16 protein-coding genes are annotated in these 16,225 nt (G+C 65.7%); 7 read left to right on the top strand and 9 right to left on the bottom strand.

All coding sequences use genetic code 11. From position 1 onward, the window contains the following. Positions 1-89 precede the first annotated feature (89 nt). The 3 genes from pobA to IP69_RS11885 all read left to right on the top strand — a co-directional run bounded on the left by pobA (position 90) and on the right by IP69_RS11885 (position 2,819). Positions 90-1,262: a 4-hydroxybenzoate 3-monooxygenase gene (gene pobA, locus IP69_RS11895; protein WP_054143041.1), complete on the top strand. Its 1,173-nt coding sequence runs from the start codon at positions 90-92 to the stop codon at positions 1,260-1,262. Between the two features lie 94 nt (positions 1,263-1,356). Then, entirely contained in the window at positions 1,357-2,370 is a 1,014-nt protein-coding gene (locus IP69_RS11890) for a zinc-binding alcohol dehydrogenase family protein (RefSeq protein WP_054143066.1), read from the top strand. Positions 2,371-2,564: 194 nt separating this feature from the next. Further along, entirely contained in the window at positions 2,565-2,819 is a 255-nt protein-coding gene (locus IP69_RS11885; protein ID WP_349236294.1) for a type II toxin-antitoxin system ParD family antitoxin, read from the top strand. Between the two features lie 395 nt (positions 2,820-3,214). Here IP69_RS11885 and IP69_RS11880 read toward each other — a convergent pair whose 3' ends face one another. Further along, entirely contained in the window at positions 3,215-4,660 is a 1,446-nt protein-coding gene (locus IP69_RS11880) for an aldehyde dehydrogenase family protein (RefSeq protein ID WP_054143039.1), read from the bottom strand. A 116-nt stretch (positions 4,661-4,776) separates the two neighbouring features. Further along, entirely contained in the window at positions 4,777-5,433 is a 657-nt protein-coding gene (locus IP69_RS11875) for a glutathione S-transferase family protein (protein ID WP_054143065.1), read from the bottom strand. A 176-nt stretch (positions 5,434-5,609) separates the two neighbouring features. Between IP69_RS11875 and phaZ the strand changes: the two genes are divergently transcribed. Further along, entirely contained in the window at positions 5,610-6,824 is a 1,215-nt protein-coding gene (phaZ, locus tag IP69_RS11870; RefSeq protein WP_054143038.1) for a polyhydroxyalkanoate depolymerase, read from the top strand. A gap of 24 nt (positions 6,825-6,848) precedes the next feature. Here phaZ and IP69_RS22140 read toward each other — a convergent pair whose 3' ends face one another. The 5 genes from IP69_RS22140 to IP69_RS11845 all read right to left on the bottom strand — a co-directional run bounded on the left by IP69_RS22140 (position 6,849) and on the right by IP69_RS11845 (position 10,333). Then, on the bottom strand, positions 6,849-7,001 hold the full coding sequence (locus IP69_RS22140; RefSeq protein ID WP_197279832.1) for a hypothetical protein: 153 nt from the start codon (positions 6,999-7,001) through the stop codon (positions 6,849-6,851). Positions 7,002-7,082: 81 nt separating this feature from the next. After that, positions 7,083-7,775 (bottom strand): phosphatase PAP2 family protein, encoded by a 693-nt coding sequence (locus tag IP69_RS11860; RefSeq protein WP_156323420.1) that lies wholly within the window; start codon positions 7,773-7,775, stop codon positions 7,083-7,085. 56 nt (positions 7,776-7,831) lie between these two features. Then, positions 7,832-8,731 carry a diacylglycerol kinase family protein gene (locus IP69_RS11855; RefSeq protein ID WP_054143035.1) on the bottom strand — a complete coding sequence of 300 codons (900 nt, stop codon included), beginning with the start codon at positions 8,729-8,731 and terminating at the stop codon, positions 7,832-7,834. A gap of 77 nt (positions 8,732-8,808) precedes the next feature. Then, complete coding sequence (locus tag IP69_RS11850) at positions 8,809-9,702, bottom strand: transglutaminase family protein (protein ID WP_054143034.1); 894 nt, start codon at positions 9,700-9,702, stop codon at positions 8,809-8,811. Positions 9,703-9,937: 235 nt separating this feature from the next. Further along, a complete protein-coding gene (locus IP69_RS11845) occupies positions 9,938-10,333 on the bottom strand; it encodes a PRC-barrel domain-containing protein (protein ID WP_054143033.1) in 396 nt (131 codons plus the stop codon). 475 nt (positions 10,334-10,808) lie between these two features. Here IP69_RS11845 and IP69_RS11840 point away from each other — a divergent pair, with 475 nt between their 5' ends. Further along, entirely contained in the window at positions 10,809-11,069 is a 261-nt protein-coding gene (locus tag IP69_RS11840; protein WP_054143032.1) for a hypothetical protein, read from the top strand. Between the two features lie 67 nt (positions 11,070-11,136). On the opposite strand, the gene hutC is transcribed toward IP69_RS11840, so the two are convergent. Both hutC and IP69_RS11830 read right to left on the bottom strand, forming a co-directional pair. Further along, positions 11,137-11,889, bottom strand: a complete 753-nt coding sequence (hutC, locus tag IP69_RS11835) for a histidine utilization repressor (protein ID WP_054143031.1) — start codon at positions 11,887-11,889, stop codon at positions 11,137-11,139. Positions 11,890-11,894: 5 nt separating this feature from the next. Then, positions 11,895-13,262 carry a formimidoylglutamate deiminase gene (locus IP69_RS11830; protein WP_054143030.1) on the bottom strand — a complete coding sequence of 456 codons (1,368 nt, stop codon included), beginning with the start codon at positions 13,260-13,262 and terminating at the stop codon, positions 11,895-11,897. A gap of 102 nt (positions 13,263-13,364) precedes the next feature. Between IP69_RS11830 and hutI the strand changes: the two genes are divergently transcribed. Together hutI and hutH are read left to right on the top strand one after the other, a co-directional pair. Then, on the top strand, positions 13,365-14,597 hold the full coding sequence (hutI, locus tag IP69_RS11825) for an imidazolonepropionase (RefSeq protein WP_082359248.1): 1,233 nt from the start codon (positions 13,365-13,367) through the stop codon (positions 14,595-14,597). Next, complete coding sequence (hutH, locus tag IP69_RS11820; RefSeq protein ID WP_054143029.1) at positions 14,594-16,129, top strand: histidine ammonia-lyase; 1,536 nt, start codon at positions 14,594-14,596, stop codon at positions 16,127-16,129. Before hutI ends, hutH begins: the two co-directional genes overlap by 4 nt. Positions 16,130-16,225: the final 96 nt, after the last annotated feature.

Genomic DNA, 16,225 nt, shown 5'->3' with positions numbered 1-16,225 from the left:
TCGGCCTCGCCACCGCATCTCTTCCCTTCGATTGGTTGCCATGGCAACTTGTTGCCAAGGGTCTCGTCATGGCCCGCGCGGGAGGACGCATGCGAACCCAGGTCGCCATCATCGGAGCGGGTCCGTCGGGTCTGCTGCTGGGGCAGTTGCTGCACCAGTCCGGCATCGACAGCGTGATCCTCGAGCGCAAGAGCCGCGACTATGTCCTGTCGCGGATCAGGGCCGGGGTTCTCGAACAGGGGACCGTCGGGCTGCTCGACCAGGTCGGCGCCAGCGCGCGGCTGCATGCGGAGGGGCTGGTCCATGACGGCTTCGACCTGTTGTTCGGCGAGGCCCGCCACCGCATCGCGCTCGGCGAATTGACCGGCGGCAAGCATGTCACCGTCTATGGGCAGACCGAGGTCACGCGCGACCTGATGGACCAGCGCGCCGCGCAGAACGGGCAAACGATCTTCGAGGCCGACGACGTGACGCTGCACGGCTTCGACGGCGCCAGCCCCTATGTGACCTATCTCGACAGCGGCATTCCCAAGCGGCTTGACTGCGACGTCATCGCCGGCTGCGACGGTTATCATGGGGTCTCGCGCGCCAGCATCCCGGCCAGCGCGCTGCGGATCTTCGAGCGGGTCTACCCTTTCGGCTGGCTCGGCATCCTGGCCGACGTGCCGCCGGTCTCCGACGAACTCATCTATGCCCGCAGCCAGCGCGGCTTTGCGCTGTGCTCGATGCGCTCGGCGGCGCGCAGCCGCTACTACGTGCAATGCGCCCAGGATGAGCGCGTCGATGCCTGGTCGGATCAGCGCTTCTGGGACGAGTTGCGCCGCCGGCTCGACCCCGCAACCGCGGCTTGCCTGACGACGGGCCCTTCGATCGAGAAATCGATCGCGCCGCTGCGCTCCTTCGTGGCCGAGCCGATGCGCTTCGGGCGGCTGTTCCTGGCGGGAGACGCCGCCCATATCGTACCGCCCACGGGCGCCAAGGGGCTCAACCTCGCCGCCGGCGACATCCACTACCTATTCGAGGCACTGCGCGAACTCTTCCTCGACCGCTCGGAAGCCGGGATCGACGCCTATTCGCAAAAGGCTTTGGCGCGGGTCTGGAAGGCGGAGCGCTTCTCCTGGTGGCTGACCTCGTTGATGCATCAGTTTCCCGAGCAAAGCCCGTTCGAACAGCGGATGCAGCAGGCCGAACTCGACTATCTCGTCTCCTCCGACCACGCCATGGCGGCGCTGGCGGAGAACTATGTCGGGCTGGCTTATTGAGGGGCGTCGTCAGATCGCCTGCGGCACCTGCGTCCTTGAACCGACCCTGCATAGGGCGCATGTCGCCGCTATCACCATCGAGGAGGATGCCACCATGCGCGCCATCGGCTATCGCGAACCGCAAGCCATCACCGCCGAGACCAGCCTGATCGACCTGGAGCTTCCCGATCCGGTTGCCACCGGGCGCGATCTGCTCGTCGAGGTCAAGGCGATCTCGGTCAATCCGGTCGACACGAAGGTGCGGCGCAATGCAAAGCCTCCGGCCGGCGAGGCGCGCATCCTCGGCTGGGACGCAGCCGGCATCGTCAAGGCCGTCGGCCCCGATGTCACCGCCTTCAAGCCGGGCGACGCCGTGTTCTATGCCGGCGCGCTCGACCGGCCCGGCGCCAATATGCAGTTCCATCTGGTCGATGAGCGCATCGTCGGCGCCAAGCCCGCCACCTTGTCCTTCGCCGAAGCCGCCGCCTTGCCGCTGACCGCGATCACCGCCTGGGAGATGCTGTTCGACCGGCTCAAGGTCCGCGACACGGTTCCCGGCGCTGCCCCTGCCCTGCTGATTATCGGAGGAGCCGGCGGCGTCGGCTCGATCGCGATCCAGCTCGCCCGCAAGCTCACCGATCTGACCGTCATCGCCACCGCGTCGCGGCCGGAGACGCAAGCCTGGGCTCAAGAGCTCGGCGCGCATCATGTCGTCGACCATGGCAAGCCGTTGTCCGACGAGATTGCGGCGCTGGGGCTTAGCGCACCCGGTTTCGTCTTCATCACTACCCACACCAGCGAGCATCTGCCGGAGGTGCTGAAGCTGATCGCGCCGCAGGGCCGCATCGGCGTGATCGACGACCCCGCCACGCTCGACGTGATGCCACTGAAGAACAAGGCTCTGTCGCTGCACTGGGAGCTGATGTTCACCCGCTCGCTTCACCAGACGGCCGACATGCAGGCGCAGGGCGATCTCCTGAACGAGGTCTCGCGGCTGGTCGATGCCGGCGACATCCGCACGACGCTGACGGAAACCTACGGCACGATCGACGCCGCCAATCTCAAACGGGCTCACGCCCTGCTCGAAAGCGGCACGGCCCGGGGCAAGATCGTGCTGGAGGGGTTCTGAAGCGCAGACGGCGCTGTAAATCCGGCCCTGGTCCAGTTGACCAGGGAATTCAGGCTGCCCTTGGGGATCGCCCACAATCCTGATGCAGGATTTTGCCAGGCATCCAACGCTGTAGGTCGGATGGTTCAAGAAACGATGATGGCAGCCCGATCGCGGATCGCCTATACTTGCGTGGAGGCGGGAGAACGATGTCCATGTCAGTCCAGCTCGACGAGGATGACGAGGCGTTCGTAAGCAGCCTCGTGACTGCCGGACGCTACGCCTCGTCCGGCGCGGTCATTCAGCAGGCTGTCAAACTCGTCCGACTCCAGGAGGAGCGACGCGCTGAAATCCATGCCGCCATCGCGCGTGGCATCGCTGACGCCGACGCCGGCCGCGTTTCGCCGGCAGACGAAGTGTTTGCGAGGCTGATCGCTAAATATGAAGCGTTGGCGCAAGCGGCCGAATGATACCCGTCGCGCTCACTGTCGAGGCGGAAGCCGATCTGGCAGCGATTGGCGCCTATATCGCATCAGACAGCCCATTTCGCGCAGCGCGCTTTCTCCTTGAGATACAGTCTGCCTGCCACGCGATCGGCGCCGTTCCTTTGGCATCGCCGTTGGCCGAAGGGCTCTAAAATCAAGGCATTCGCAGGAAAGTTTACCGGCGGTATCTGATTTTCTATCGGGTCAAATCAGACGTCGTCGAAATCGTCCACATCATCCATGGAGCCCGCGACGCCAAGGCGATCCTGGGTTCGGACGTTTGAGCGGATCGCTGCGTATGGCTGCTGCGCGCTCGAAACGTCCGGGCGCCTTCGCCCGAACGCTTCCATGACGATCCTGAATATATCCCTGCTAATGCCTCACGCCAGCGTGTAGGCCGTCTTCACCGTGGTGTAGAACTCCTTCGCGTAGGCGCCCTGCTCGCGGGGGCCGTAGCTCGAGCCCTTCCTTCCGCCGAAGGGCACATGGTAGTCGACGCCCGCCGTGGCGAGGTTGACCATCACCATGCCGGCCTCGGCATTGCGCTTGAAATGCGTCGCATGCTTCAGCGAGGTCGTGCAGATGCCCGAGGACAGGCCAAACTCGGTGTCGTTGGCGACGCTGAGCGCTTCCTCATAGTCCTTGACGCGGATGATGTTGGCGACAGGCCCGAAGACCTCCTCGCGCGAAATCCGCATGGCGTTGGTGGTCTCGGTGAAGAGCGCGGGCTGGAGATAGAAGCCAGGCGTCTCGCGGTTGAGCAATTCGCCGCCCCAGACCAGCTTGCCGCCCTCGTCCTTGGCGATCTGGATGTATTTCAGGTCCTGGTCGAGCTGGCTCTGATCGACGACCGGGCCGATATGGGTGCCGGCCTTCAACGCGTCATCGATCGTCAGGCCCTTCATCCGCTCCACGCAGGCCTCGACGAATTTGTCGTGAATGCCGGCCTGGACGATCAGGCGCGAGGAGGCCGTGCAGCGCTGGCCGGTCGAGAAGAAGGCGCCCTGCACCGCGCATTCGACCGCGATCTTCAGATCGGCATCGTCGAGCACGACGAGCGGGTTCTTGCCGCCCATTTCGAGCTGAACCTTCTTCATCGGCGAGGAGGCGATGCAGGCCTCGGCCACCTTGCGGCCGGTCGCGACCGAGCCGGTGAAGGAGATGGCGTGAACGTCCTTGTGCTGCAGCAGCGCCTGGCCGACGACCGAGCCGCGGCCCATGACAAGGTTGAGCACGCCCTTGGGCAGGCCGGCGCGATGCAGGATGTCGACCAACGCCCAGGCGGAGCCCGGGACGAGATCGGCCGGCTTGATCACGACGCAGTTGCCATAGGCCAGCGCCGGCGCGATTTTCCAGGCCGGGATCGCGATCGGGAAGTTCCAGGGCGTGATCATGCCGATGATGCCCATGGGCTCACGGGTGATCTCGACGCCGACACCGGGACGCACCGAAGGCAGCATCTCACCGGTCAGCCGCAGGGCCTCTCCGGCGAAGAAGGCCAGCACCTGGCCGGCGCGGCCGGCCTCGCCAATGCCCTCGGCCAGGGTCTTGCCCTCTTCGCGCGAGAGCAGGCGGCCGAGTTCCTCCTTGCGGGCGAAGACCTCGTCGGAAGCCTTCTTCAGAATCTCGTAGCGCTCCTGCGGGCCCGAGCGGCTCCAGGCCGGGAAGGCCGCCTTGGCAGCGGCCACGGCGTCATTGAGCTGATCGACCGTGCCCTGCGCATATTCGCCGACAACGTCGTTGGTGTCGGACGGGTTGATGTTGCGCGATGCGTTGGTGCCACCGGCCCATTCGCCGGCGATCAGGTTCTTGAACATCTCGGTCATGTGCGGCCTCCCACGGCTGTTATTCGGTTCGTGGGGGGTTTAGCCGCTTTGGCGTGCGATGGCCAATGCCGCTGCGGGATCGAGCAAGTCCCGCCATGCATGATGAGAGCAAAACGTCAGAACTCGGCGTCGAGTTCTTCCATGTCGTCCGGCTCTGCCTTGGCGGCCTCTATCCAGCGCTGAAGCGCCGGCCAGGCCGCGATCGTGCGGCCATAGGCCTCACAGACCGGGTCCAGCGCCACATCATAGGTCTGGAAGCGCATGCACACGGGCGCATACATCGCGTCCGCCATCGTCTGCGTCTTGCCGAAGAGATAGGGCCCGCCATAGCTCCCCAGGCATTCGCGCCAGATCTGCGTGACGCGGTCGATGTCCGCCTGGGCGCCGGCCCAGACCTTGAAGCCGGGATAATGCGCCTTGAGGTTCATCGGCAGGGCCGAGCGCAGATTGGCAAAGCCCGAATGCATCTCGCCGCAGATCGCCCGGCAATGCGCCCGCGCGGAAGGGTCCTTCGGCACGAGGCCGGCATTGGGTTTGATCTCGTCGAGATAGGCGGCGATGGCGAGCGTATCCCAGACCGTGATCCCGTCATGCCTCAGGCAGGGTACGAGAAAGGACGGCGACAGCAGCAGCAGTTCGGCGCGCGCCGACGGCTCATCGGCCGACAGCATGAGTTCCTCGACCTCGAGCCCGGCCATGACGCAGAGCAGCCAGCCGCGCAGCGACCAGGACGAGTAGTTCTTGCTGCTGATGGTCAGGGTAGCGAGTGTCATGACAGGCATCCTCTGCGGCCGTTCCAAATCTAGCAAGAGGCATTCCATTGACGCCACAACAATAGAACAATCTTGCGGAACCGAGCTTTTGCAGTGCAACATAGCGTCAGGACGACAGCGCCGCCGAACCATGCCCGGCGGCGGCTGGCGTTCCGTCCAGCCGAGGTCGCACGCCGATGCTCTATCTTGCCTACCAGGCCCAGTCCGACCTGATGAACCCCGCGCGCATGCTGGCCCATTCGGCGCTGGCGGCGCTCGGCGCGCGGGCGATGACGGGGCAGCCCGTGGATTTCCGTGCGACAGCAGCTGCCTATGAGATGGTGACGCGCGCCGGCCTGACGCATGAACGGCCCTCCTACCAGATCGACAGCGTGCGCGAGGGCAACCGCGATGTCCCCGTGACCGAGGAAATCGTGCTGCACCTCCCGTTCGGCAGCCTGCTGCGCTTCAGGAAGGATAGCGACACACCCCAGGCGAAGGTGCTGGTGGTCGCGCCGATGTCGGGCCATTTCGCCACGCTCTTGCGCAACACGGTCGCGACGCTGCTGCGCGATCACGACGTCTACATCACCGACTGGCACAATGCCCGCGACGTCAGCCTGGAGGCCGGCCCCTTCGGCTATGACGATTATGTCGATACGCTGATCCGCTTCATCGAGACGCTGGGCGACCAGACGCATGTCGTCGCGGTGTGTCAGCCCTGCGTGCAGGTGCTCACCGCCGCTGCCGTGATGGCGCAAGCGGGAAACGCGTTCCAGCCGCGCAGCATGACGCTGATGGCCGGGCCCGTCGATACGCGGGTCAACCCGACGACGGTCAACAAGCTTGCCATGGACAAGCCGATCGCGTGGTTCCGCCAGAACCTGATCGCGACCGTTCCCTCGCGCTATGCGGGCGGCGGTCGCAAGGTTTATCCCGGCTTCATCCAGCTTGGTGCGTTCCTGGCGATGAACATGCAGCGGCATGTCAACGCCCATATCGACCTGTTCACCCATATCGCGGCCGGCGAAACGGAAGAGGCGGAGAAGATCAAATCCTTCTACGACGAATATTTTGCCGTGCTCGATCTGCCGGCGGAATTCTATCTCGAAACCGTCGAATGGATTTTCCAGGAGGCGCGTCTGGCGGCGCGGACGTTGACCTATCGCGGCGAGATCGTCGATTGCGGAGCGATCCGGAAAACCGCGCTCCTGACGGTCGAAGGCGAGCGCGACGACATCTGCGCACTCGGGCAGACGTCGGCGGCCCACGAGCTCTGCTCAGGTCTGAAGCCGTTTCGCAAACGCCACCACATGCAGGCCGGCGTCGGACATTACGGCGTGTTCTCGGGCCGCAAATGGGATGGACAGATCTACCCGATCGTCCGCAACATGATCCTCGCCAACAGTTAAGCGGCGACCGGACGGCCTGGACGCTTATTTCTCCTTGATCGACAGGCCATTCTTGCCGACGGAGATCTCGACACCCTCGGGCTGCTTCTTTTCCTGATAGAGCGCATAGCCCGTGGCGGCGAGGCCCGCGACGAGAAGGACGACGAGGGCAACAAGAAGGTTACGCGATGCGGGCATGGAAGGCTTCCGACTGAAAACCGCGTCGAGCGCGGCGCGTTCAAAACCCGCCATCAGGCCGAATGTTCCCGCACCGCAGCATCACGATCGAGGGAGGCCAGCGACGCTTGCGGGAGATTTCGCCGCCCGCGCTTCGGCCTGGGCCATCCTGCGGCCCAGCACCGCCACCGCCAGGCCTGCCCAGGCGATACCAAGGCACCAACCACCGATCACGTCGGTCGGCCAATGCACGCCAAGATAGACGCGGCTGACGCCGATCACCACGAGCATCACCCAGGCGAGGATGACGCAGAGCCGGGTGATATCATCGCGACGTGCCGCCAGCCCGACGAAACCCGCGATGCTCAGAAGCGTTGCCGCCGACAAAAAGGCGTGGCCGCTCGGGAAGCTCGCGGTGAAGGTCAGGGCCGCATGCTCGACGATATCCGGCCGGTCGCGGCCGATCCAGATCTTCAGCCCGGTCGAAACCAGCGTCGCGGAGAGCACCGTCAAGATCAGACCCAGCGCCAGCGGCCGGTGACGGCACAGCCACAGCGTCAAGCTGGCCGCGATCGTCATCAAACCCAGGCCGACGAAGCTGCCAAAGGCCGTGATGTCGCGCATGGCCTCGCGGAGCCAGGCCGGGCCGATGGGAACCGACGGATTGCCTGCCTCGCGAAAGAGCAGCACCAGGCTGCGATCGAAGGCGAAGTTGCGGCCGGACCCGATGAACAGCGCCAGCGCCAGGAAGGCGACCCCGGCGGCGACCGGAATGAAGATGCGCGACTGAAACAAGAGAACGACCACCCCGGGACAGACTGTAACGAAAGACGGCGCGAAAACCGCGCTGATCAGGCAACCCTGTCGCGGGCCGCGATCAGCGTGACCGCGCCCGGCAACAGCTTGTACTCGAGAGGACCGCGCTTGCGCTCGACCTCACCGTCGAAGGTGATGTGGCCGCTGCGCTTGTCCCGGCGCGTCAGGGTCACCTGCGATCCAGTGAAGGATTCCAGATTGGGCGAGGTCCGCCAGGCTCCCGATACGATCGAAAAAGCCGCCTTGCACCGGGAATAGAGCCCACCCGCATTCAGAATGTGAACCTCGAAAACACCGCCATTCAATGCAGGCCTGCGCCAGTCGGCCCCCTCGAAGGCGTTGACCGTGACCAGCACCGCATCGGCCTCGACCACGCGCCGATCAGGCCCGATTCCGACATCGACGGTGATCGCACGCGTGAAGAGGATCGAGCGCGTTGCCGCCACAGCGAAGGCCAGCGCCCGGCTGAACGGAAAACGCCGGCGCGCCTGCTCGCGCTCTCGGGCCATCAGGCTGAAGAAACCCATGCCCGACAATGAATGAAACAGGCGATCGTTGACGCTGCCGACATCCATCACCACCGGCTCGCCCTGGCAAAGGGCGGCGATCTGCTGCTCGATCGCGCCCGCCAGGCCGAGATCGCGACCAAGCACGTTCACCGTGCCGAGAGGCAGCACCCCAACCGGACGACCCGCGACCATGAGGACCGGCAGCACACCATTGATGGTGCCGTCACCGCCGGCGATGACCGGAATACAATCGCCATCCTCGATCGCGAGCGACAGAGCACTGTCGAGCTCGCGCGGATGCACCATGTGCACATTGGCCGAACAGCCATTGGCATCGAAGGCCGCGATGATACGGGCGGAGAACGCATCGGCCCCAGCTTCAAGGACGGTGCCGGCTTTGGCATTAACGATGACGGTGTAGCGCATGATGGCCGCAAGAGAGGGCCCATCCGGGCCGGATTAACGCGACGCGACCCCAATCTGGCACGATCCGATCGATCGCGTCAGGCGCTGGCCGAACCCATTTGCTGTTGAGTGCCATGAAAGGCCGGCGACGTCACCTGTCCATGAGCCTCCTCGACCTCTTCGGTGATCACCTCGAAGCGCTGCAGCGTATGAGGTCCAAAAGAACTGACCATCGCAACGTCGGTCGCATCGCGCCCCCTGGCGATCACCACGCGCCCGATACGGCGCATGTTGTGCCGGGCATCGAAGGTGTACCAGCGGCCGCCGAGATAGACCTCGAACCAAGCGTTGAAGTCCATCGGCGCCGGATCGCGCGGCACTCCGATGTCGCCGAGATAGCCGTTGCAGTAGCGTGCCGGAATGTTCACGCAGCGGCACAACGCCACAGCGAGATGGGCGAAGTCGCGACAGACGCCGATGCGCTCGTCGAAGGCTTCGGCGGCGGTGCGGGTGCTGCGGGCGAAATGATAACCAAAGGTCAAGTGGTTATGGACGAAATCGACGATCGCCTGAACCCGCGGCCAGCCGGGTGCGATATGGCCGAAAAGGCTCCAGGCCTGGGCCGACAGCTTGTCGGTCTCGCAGTAGCGGCTGCCCAGCAGATAAACCAGAGCATCGTCGGGCAGGCGCGATGGCGGCACTTCGCCGGCCGTGGGGTTGATCGGGTCGAGTTCGCCTGAATCCTGAACGATACCTTCGGCCCGCAGCGCGATACCGCCGGCCGGCGCGGTGATGCGGCGGCAGATGTTGCCGAACTGGTCGATATACTGCGATGATGGCACGGGGCGGGACGGCTCGAGAAGCGAAGTCACCTGCATGTCATCGGGTGCAACGAGGTCGTGTCGGCGCGACGGATGCACATCCAGCAAGGTGATCAACGGCAGATCCTGCTGGCAAACGATCTCGATGTTGTAGCCGTAGCGAATGCGCATGACGCTCTCACGGGTTCGCATCGAGTGGCCTTCCGCCTTCGATGCCGGACACAGTGTTCCGGGGTCTGCCGGTGCCTCGTTCCGGCTTGGCCGGAACGTCAGCGGTGGCGAGGGCGAATCCGTTGGACCAACCCTCTTATAAAACGGAAGATGCGGGCCTTTCGGCCCGCATCCCGCCATCACGACGGTTCGGCTGGGGGGATAGCAACCGCCGCGACCTGCGACTGGTCTGCTCCTACATCATCCAGTAGGGCATGGTGCCGTAATAGTCATGGACGCGCTTGCCATAAGCTCTGTCGTCCCAATCGGGCTCGCCTTGACTGTCATACATCGGCGCGGCCTCAAGCTTGTCCTTGGTCAGCGGGACGACATAGCCGCTGCGAGCGGCATCGTAATCGAGAATTCCCCAGGGAATTGGATGATATTTCTCACCCAGCCCCAGAAAACCGCCAAAAGACAAAATCGCATAAGCAACCTTGCCGGTGCGCTTATCCAGCATGACGTCGTAGATCTCGCCCAGATGATCGCCTGCTGCGTTGTAGACGTCGGTTCCAGCGACGCGCGCGCCGGCGATCAGCGGGTTTGCTGAGCGATCGCCATCGAGTTCGTGGGGTGTGTCGATCAGGGTCATGATCACTGCCTCCGACAAGTATGCAGCCTGTCATGCTGCGGATTGCCGGAACAACGTTGCCTGGCCCGAGAAGGTTCCGACGAAATCGCCGTTCGCCGCATCAGGGGTCGAGTTCGGGGCGTGCGTACTGATGGGGACTGCGATCCAGCTTTGGGGGCAGGCCCGATAAATCGCTCAGCACCTGCACCGCCCAGCCGGATGCAGCGCCGCTGCCCGCATTCAAGTTCCGTTCATGCAAAACGGTGGAAGGTCCCTGGGTGAGCAGGCGCCGTTGGCTTGGGCATGAGCCGGCGGTTTTTCACAGCAGATGCGGCATGTGGCTCAAGGTTCGAGTTGCCACGGCGCCGCGACGGGAACTTTCCCCCGGCTTGGACGTTTGGAGACAACGGTCGGATCTCCGCACCGCTCGACGCCTTCAACTGCTATGAATGCGCGGCTGTTGCTCACACATCACGAAGCGCCAGGGAACAATCCAATGAAAAAGATCATGATCATCGCGGCCATCGCGGCCTCGCTCGGCGCCTGCACGGCGCAGGAAGAACGCATCGGCGGCGGCGCGCTGATCGGCGCCGGCACGGGTGCCGTCATCGGCGGTCTGGCGACGGGCCGCGCCGGCGGTGCGCTGGCTGGAGCCGCGATCGGCGGCGCCGGCGGCGCGATCATCGGTGGTGCCACGGCGCCGCGCACCTGCGTTGGCCGCGACGAGTATGGCCGCCGCTTCCGCTACGATTGCTGATCATTCGACTGAGCCGGGCGGCCTTTCCGGGCCGCCCGGTGTTCTTTGTCCAAGCCAGAGGCGAGGTTCACACCTCACCATAGGGCCCGAAGCGACCGATGAAGCGATGTCTGTTGCCTGGGTATAGCAGGCGCACCGCCGTCACGGGTGCGTCTTGGTTCCAAGTCTTGCGTTCGATCAGCAGGCAGGCTTCGCCGGGCTTTATGTCGAGCAATTGGGCATCATCGGGCTCGGCCGGGATGGCGCTGATGGCATGCTCCGCCTGGGACCACAGGCTATGGCCCAGGAGCCAATCGCCGGGCGGCGTGGTCTCGAACGTTTCCTGCGCGGCAGCCGGCACGGTCGCCAGATGGATGACCCGCTCCTCCAGCACATGCGGCTTGCCATCGGCGCGATGCAGCGCGACGAGATGGATGATCTTTTCGCCGCGCTTCAGGCCGAAACGCAGGGACAGTTCCGCCGTTGGTCGGCCGTTCGCTCGTGACAGCACCGTGTAATCATAACGGCGCCCGAGCTTTTCGACCTCGGCCGGGATCGACAGGATGTCCAGCATGGCGTGGCTCGCCGGCGGGCTTGCGACGATCGTGCCTGATCGCCTGCGGCGCGTGATCAGGCCTTCGCGCGCCAGTTGCACGAGCGCGCGATGCACGGTCATCCGCGAGGCGCCGAGCTGCTCCATGAGGGCATGCTCCGGAGGAACCGAGGTTCCCGGCGGCCAGGTTCCGTTCAGGATCAGATCGCGGACAGCGCGCCGGATCTGGTCGTAGATCGGCCCAGAACCATCCAGCTTCACCGCATCGAGCCGTGTTTCCTGGGTCATGGCTGCTACAGCGCCGCGAGCAGCTTGCGCATGACGGCGGCGAAACGCGCTTTCACTGTCGCGCGGGCAGGATGCCGCCCCTCCACCACCACCTGCCGGCCGCCGACGAAGACGTCGCGCACGGGCAGCGCATTGGTCGCGAAGACCGCGCTGTCGAGCGCCGCCTCTCCTGTCTTGCCGATGATGGCAGGATTCTCCGGATCGAGCGTTACCAGATCCGCGCGCAGGCCGGGCGCGAGCGCGCCGAGCGCGCGGCCACAGGCCTGCGCGCCGCCTGTGGCAGCCGCGCGCCATAGCGCGACGCCCGCCGAGGCATCCGGCTCGGCCATCAGCGCGCGGCGGCGGTCGCGGAAGCGCTGCGAATATTCCAGCAGGCGCAGTTCGGACGCAGCATCGATCTGGATGTTGGAATCGCTGCCAACGCCGTAGCGACCGCCGGAGGCCCGGTAGCGCACGCCGTCGAAGATGCCGTCGCCCAGACTGGCTTCGGTGATGGGGCACAGGCCCGCGACGGCGCCGCTGGCCGCAATCGCATCACGCTCGGCATCGTCGAGATGGGTGGCGTGGATCAGGCACCAGCGTTCGTCGAGCGCAACCGTGTTCGCCAGCAGGGCGACGGGACGGCGGCCCATGATGGCGATCGAATCCTCGACCTCACGCATCTGCTCGGCGACGTGGATGTGGAGAGGAGCATCCGGGCGAAGCGCCGAGAGCCAATCCAGATCGTCGAGTGCGACCGCACGCAGCGAATGCGGGGCAAGGCCCAGCCTGGCGTCGGGCAGATCGCGGATCGCCGCCTCGCTGGCCTCGACCAGCTTCAGATAGGAATCGCGCGTGTTGACGAAGCGGCGCTGGCCGTGGACCGACGGCGCCTGGCCGAAATTGCCGAAGCGGTAGAGCACCGGCAGCAGCGTCAGGCCGAGCCCGGTTTCCTCGGCCGCAGCGGCGATGGCGCCGCCCATCGCGGCGATGTCCGCATAGGGGCGGCCATCCTTGTCGTGGTGAAGGTAGTGGAACTCGGCGAGCGCCGTGAAACCGCCCTCCAGCATCTCGACGAAGGCCTGCGCGGCCAGCGCCTGAACGTCGTCAGGATCAAGCCGGTCGAGGAAGCGATACATCACCTCGCGCCAGGTCCAGAACGAATCCTCGCCGGCGCCGCGACGCTCCGACAGGCCGGCCATGCCGCGCTGAAAGGCGTGGCTGTGCAGGTTGGGCATGCCAGGGAGCGCAAGGCCCGAAAGGCTGATGTCGCCGGGCTGGGCCGCGACGCCGGGCTCGACGGTCGCGATCGTCCCCCCCGAGACAGTCAATCTCACATTCTCGGCAAAGCCGTCTGGCAACAGGGCCTGCTGCAGATGCAGGGTCAGGGTCACGGCGTCTCTCCTGTCTAATTGCCTATGCAATTAGGGGCTTGTCATTTGCATATGCAATTAGCTAGCATACTCGGCAATCAAGGATAGTCGAGAGGACGCGACATGGCGACGATGTCGGCTGAGACCCCGACCTGCGACAGGCTCTGGACCCGGGCAAGGCTGGCGACGATGTCGCCTGCCATCCCTGCTCCTTATGGCGCGATCGAGGACGGCGTCGTGGCGGCCCGCGATGGGCGCATCCTCTATGCCGGGCCTCGCGCCGAGGCGCCGGCCTTCCACTCCACCGAGACGATCGATTGCGGCGGACGCTGGATCACGCCGGGGCTGATCGACTGCCACACCCATCTCGTTTATGGCGGCGACCGCGCCCATGAATTCGAGCTGCGCCTGCAGGGCGCGAGCTATGAGGAGATCGCGCGCGCCGGCGGCGGCATTCTCTCCACGGTGACCGCGACGCGGGCGGCGAGCGAGGACGCGCTGTTCGCCAGCGCCGACCGGAGGCTCGCGGCGCTGCTGGCGGAGGGCGTCACTACGGTCGAGATCAAGTCCGGCTATGGGCTGGAGATCGAGGCCGAGGTGAAGACGCTGCGTGTCGCGCGCAGGATCGGGCGCGAGCGGCCGGTGCGGGTACGCACGACCTTCCTCGGTGCTCATGCCGTGCCCCCCGAATTCAAGGGTCGCTCCGGCGACTATACCGCGCTCGTCGCCGGGCCGATGCTCGACGCGATCGTGGCTGAGGGGCTGGCGGATGCGGTCGATGTCTTCTGCGAGGGCATCGCGTTTTCGCCAGAGGAGACGCGGGCGGTCTTCGAAGCGGCCAAAGCCATGGGCCTGGCGATCAAGATCCATGCCGAGCAGCTCTCCAATCTCGGCGGCGCGGCGCTGGCTGCCGGCATGGGCGCCCTGTCGGCGGATCATCTCGAATATCTCGACGAGGCCGGCGTGATCGCGATGGCCAAGGCCGGCACGGTCGCGGTCGTTCTGCCCGGCGCCTTCTATTTCCTGCGCGAGACGCAGAAGCCGCCGATCGACCTTCTGCGCCGGCATGGCGTGCCGATCGCGCTGGCGACCGACGCCAACCCCGGCTCCTCGCCTTTGACCTCGCCGCTGCTGGTGATGAACATGGCCTGCACCCTGTTTCGCCTGACGCCGGAGGAGGCGCTGACGGGTTTGACCCGCCATGCCGCGCAGGCGCTCGGCCTCGCCGACGAGATCGGCACGCTGGAGGCCGGCAAGGCCTGCGACCTCGCGATCTGGGACATCGAGCGCCCGGCCGAACTCGCCTACCGCATCGGCTTCAACCCGCTTCACGCCCGGATCTGGAACGGACAATGAGCACGCCCCTTCTCCTGGATCCCGGCCATGCCGCCCTGACGCAATGGCGCGACGTGATCGACGGCGCCTCGATTGCGCTGTCGGAGACGAGTGCGGATGCGATCCGTGCCGCCCAGGCGATCGTCGACGACATCGTCGCGGCGGGCACCGTGACCTATGGCGTCAACACCGGCTTCGGCAAGCTCGCCAGCGTGCGGATCGCGGATGGCGACCTCGCGACGCTCCAGCGGAATCTTATCCTGTCGCATGCGGTCGGCACCGGGCCTGCCCTGCCGGATGGTGTGGTGCGGCTGATCCTCGCGATGAAGGCAGCGAGCCTGGCGCGTGGCGCGTCGGGCGTGCGACCGGTTGTGGTCGAGGCGTTGCTCGGCGCGCTCACGGCCGACGCCCTGCCGGTCGTTCCGGCCAAGGGCTCGGTCGGCGCCTCCGGTGACCTCGCACCGCTCGCCCATCTCACCGCCGCGCTGATGGGCGTCGGCGAGATCAGGCTGAAGGGCGAGGTCATGCCGGCTGCGGACGCGCTCGCGCGGATCGGCCAGGCGCCACTGGCGCTCGGGCCCAAGGAGGGGCTGGCGCTGATCAACGGGACGCAGGTCTCGACCGCGCTGGCGCTGGCAGGGCTCACCGCCATGGCGCGGGTGTTCGACTCTGCGCTGGTCGCCGGCGCGCTCTCGGTCGATGCGCTGAAGGGCTCCGACACACCGTTCGACCCGCGCATCCAGCAATTGCGCGGGCAGCCCGGCCAGATCCGCGTCGCGGCGCTGCTGCTCGAACTGATTGCCGGCAGCGAGATCCGCGACAGCCACCGCTTCGGCGATTCAAAGGTTCAGGACCCCTATTCGCTGCGCTGCCAGCCGCAGGTGATGGGGGCGGTGCGCGACCTGCTCGCCAATGCAGCGACGACGCTTACCATCGAAGCCAACGCGGTCACCGACAACCCGCTGGTGCTGGGGCCGGGCGAGGTCGTCTCGGGCGGAAACTTCCACGCCGAGCCGGTCGCCTTCGCCGCCGACATGCTGGCCATGGGGCTGTGCGAGATCGGCAATCTCTCCGAGCGGCGGATCGCGCTTCTGGTCGACCCCGTGATGAGCGGCCTGCCGCCCTTCCTGGCGCGTGATGCGGGGCTCAATTCCGGTTTCATGATCGCTCAGGTGACGGCGGCCGCACTGGCGTCGGAGAACAAGCAGAAGGCCTATCCGGCTTCGGTCGACACGATCCCGACCTCGGCCAATCAGGAAGACCATGTCTCGATGGCGACGCATGGCGCCTATCGCCTGCTCGACATGGCGGCGAACGCCGCGAGCATCATCGGCGTCGAGCTGATGGCGGCGGCAGAAGCGATCGAGCATCATCGTCCGATGACGACGAGCCCAAGGCTCGAGCCGGTGCTCGCCTTGCTGCGCGGCAAGATCGCGCCGCTGACAGAGGACCGCTATCTCGCGCCGGATCTCGCGGCGGCGACGGAGCTGGTGCTTTCGGGGGCTGTGGGCCGGGCGGCGGGGCTGGATTCGTTTGCGGAGTTTTCGGCGTGAGGCTCGCGCGCGTCATTCTCGGGCGGAGCGCAGCGCAGACCCGAGAATCTCGGGCAGGAGATGCTCGGGTCGAGCCCGAGCATGACGGAGTATGAA

The organism is Allobosea sp. AAP35, assembly GCF_001295925.1.
Lineage (GTDB): Bacteria > Pseudomonadota > Alphaproteobacteria > Rhizobiales > Beijerinckiaceae > Allobosea.
Note: the sequence above shows the minus strand (reverse complement) of the source record. Positions and strands in the feature narration are given on the sequence as shown.